At 73.2% G+C, this 2,948-nt stretch carries 4 protein-coding genes; all 4 read left to right on the forward strand.

Annotation, left to right across the window (positions count from 1 at the left end; genetic code table 11):
• On the forward strand, nucleotides 1–851 hold an 851-nt coding region (locus FRW57_RS19815; RefSeq protein ID WP_152186858.1), incomplete at its 5' end, for an energy-coupling factor ABC transporter ATP-binding protein.
• 152 nt (nucleotides 852–1,003) lie between these two features.
• Nucleotides 1,004–1,852 (forward strand): ECF transporter S component family protein, encoded by an 849-nt coding sequence (locus FRW57_RS19820; RefSeq protein ID WP_152186859.1) that lies wholly within the window; start codon nucleotides 1,004–1,006, stop codon nucleotides 1,850–1,852.
• A complete protein-coding gene (locus FRW57_RS19825; RefSeq protein ID WP_152186860.1) occupies nucleotides 1,849–2,421 on the forward strand; it encodes a bifunctional adenosylcobinamide kinase/adenosylcobinamide-phosphate guanylyltransferase in 573 nt (190 codons plus the stop codon). Before FRW57_RS19820 ends, FRW57_RS19825 begins: the two co-directional genes overlap by 4 nt.
• A gap of 17 nt (nucleotides 2,422–2,438) precedes the next feature.
• The coding region (locus FRW57_RS19830; RefSeq protein WP_152186861.1) for an adenosylcobinamide-GDP ribazoletransferase at nucleotides 2,439–2,948 on the forward strand (510 nt) is incomplete at its 3' end.

The following is a 2,948-nucleotide window of genomic DNA, read 5'->3' on the forward strand; positions in this document are numbered from 1 at the left end:
CCGGACCCGCGCCGGTGACCGCAGCACCGACCAGGAGGGCCGACCCGCCGTCCGCGGCGAGTGCGCGTCGGCGGCCGAGTGCGAACGGCGGACCTCCCGCCGAGTCCAAGGATCTCGTCGTGCGGCGCGGGCTGGTCACTGCACTGCGTGGCCTCTCGCTGACGCTCGAGCCCGGCTCCGTGACGGCGTTGATGGGCCGCAACGGCGCGGGCAAGTCCACCCTGCTCGGTGCCCTGTCCGGGCAGCTCCAGCCGACCGGCGGCCGGGTGACGGTGAGCGGCCTGGTGCCGCACGAGACCCCGCCACGCGAGTTGGTGCGTCGCGTCGGCATGGTGCCGCAGGACGCCGGAGTGCTGCTCTACGCGGATTCGGTCGCCGCCGAGTGCCGCAGCGCCGACCGGGATTTCGGCGTTCCCGTCGGCACCACGGCGGCGCTGCTGGCCACGATCGGCGGCCCGATCGACACCGGCACCCATCCTCGCGACCTGTCCGAGGGCCAGCGACTCTCCCTGGCGCTCGCCATCATCCTGGCCGGCGAGCCCGGCCTGCTGCTGCTGGACGAGCCGACCCGCGGGCTGGACTACCAGGCCAAGTCCAGGCTGGTGCGCCTCCTGCGCGACCTCGCCTCGCGCGGGCACACCGTCCTGATGGCCACGCACGACGTCGAGATGGCGGCCGAGGTGTCCGACCGGGTGGTGATCCTCGCGGAGGGCGACGTGGTGGCCGACGGGCGCACGCACGACGTCCTGGCGGGCTCACCGGCCTTCGCACCGCAGGTCGCCAAGATCGTCCACCCGCTGCCGTTCCTGACCGTGGCCGAGGTGGAGGCCGCGTTGGAGGCCGCGTCGTGAGCGGCGACGACGGCGTGAGGACACGAGCGAGGCACGAGCGAGGCCCGGAGCGCCGAGGAGCGCGAACATCGGGCGTGAGCGGCGACGACGGCGTGAGGACACGAGCGAGGCACGAGCGAGGCCCGGAGCGCCGAGGAGCGCGAACATTCGACATGACCTTGGGCGCAGCGACGGCCCGGCGGCTCGAGCCGATCCGGCTGCACTGGCCGAGCACGGTGTCGCTCGGGCTGGTCAGCGGTGTCGGCATCATGGCGTTCGGCTGGCCCTTCCTCGTCTCGCCCGACTCCGGGCTCGCCCACGGCCAGGACGCGCCCTGGCTGTTCGGCGTGCTCCTCGGACTGCTCGGCCTGGTGGTCCTCGCCGAGATCGCCACCGGCGGACTGGACGCGAAGACGATCGCGGTGCTCGGCGTGCTCGCCGCGACGGGAGGCGCACTACGTGTCCTGAGTGCCGGCACCGCCGGCCTCGAACCGGTCTTCTTCCTGCTGGTGCTCGCCGGCCGGGTCCTCGGCAAGGGCATGGGGTTCGTGCTCGGGGTGCTGGCCATCATCACCGGCGCGTTCCTCACCGGCGGGGTGGGCCCGTGGGCACCGTTCCAGATGATCGCGGCCGGGTGGGTGGGCCTGGGGGCTGCGTTGCTGCCCCGCGCCTCGGGGCGGGTCGAGCTGGGCCTGCTCGCGGCATACAGCCTGGTGGTCGGCCTCCTCTACGGCGCGGTGATGAACCTCTGGTTCTGGCCCTTCATGGGTCCGACGGCTCCCCCGGGCGCCGGGTTCGTGCCGGGCGACGGCGTGCTCGACAACCTCCACCACTACGTCGTCTTCTACGTCGCAACCTCGTTGGGCTGGGACGTGCCGCGATCGATCCTGACCGCTGCGCTGGTGCTGGTGGCAGGTCGCCCGATCCTCGGTACGCTCCGACGTGCAGTCCGACGCGCAGCCTTCGACGCGAACGTCGGCTTCACGGAGTCGTCCAAGGAGTCGTTCAAGGAGTCACGGTGACCACCACGCTCGTCCTCGGCGGGGCCCGCAGCGGCAAGAGCCGGCACGCCGAGAGCCTGTTGACCGGGCAGTCCGGCGTCCACTACCTCGCCCCCGGTCCGCTGCCAAACCGTGAGGTCGACCCCGAGTGGGCCGATCGTGTTGCCGCACATCGAGACCGGCGCCCGGCCGGTTGGCGCACCGTCGAGACGACCAACCTGAGCGGAGCGATCATCGCGGCGCGCGGTCCGGTCCTCGTGGACTGCCTCTCCACCTGGGTCGCCTCGTTGATCGACGACATCGGCGCCTGGGACGACCCGGCCGCCACCAAGCACCTCGAGTCGCGCACCGCCGAGTTCCTGGTCGCGTGGACCTCGGTGCCCTACGACCTGGTCGCGGTGTCCAACGAGGTCGGTATGGCGGTCGTGCCCGCCACCGCCTCGGGTCGCCTGTTCCGCGACGGGCTGGGCCGGGTCAACGCCGCGGTCAGCGCCGCCAGCGATCAGGTCCACCTCGTCATCGCGGGGCGCGTGATGGACCTCTCGTCGCTGCCGGTGGTCGCGGACGTCTCCGGGTTCGCGGATGCCTGACCCGCGCCGGCCGCTCGATGGGTGACGCGCTGCGCCTGGCCTTCGGCACCCTGACGGCCGTCCCCGTCCCTCCTCCCCGCGACCTGGGACGCTCCGTCGCCGGTCGCGCGATGGCGCTCGCGCCATTCACGACGCTTCCCGCGCTCGTGCTGCTCGGTCTCTGGGGCTGGGCCGTGCTGGCCCTCGGCGCCTCGCCGCTGGTGGCGGCTGCCCTCCCGCTCGTCGTGCTCTCGCTGCTCACCCGCGCGATGCACCTGGACGGGCTGGCGGACACGGCGGACGGGCTCTCCGCCTCCTACGACCGCGCCCGTGGCCTCGAGGTGATGCGGCGCAGCGACATCGGGCCGAGCGGAGTGGCCGCCGTCGTCCTCGTGCTGGTCGTCGAGTTCGCTGCTCTTGCCGAGGTGTTCGCTGGGTGGTCCGGTCTCGTGCTCGGTGCCCTCGCCCTCGTCGCCAGCCGCCAGGTGCTGGCGTGGGCGTGTGCGCGCGGTGTGCCGGCCGCTCGGCCGGAGGGCCTCGGCGCCACC

This window comes from Segeticoccus rhizosphaerae (assembly GCF_009192725.1).
Lineage (GTDB): Bacteria > Actinomycetota > Actinomycetes > Actinomycetales > Dermatophilaceae > Segeticoccus > Segeticoccus rhizosphaerae.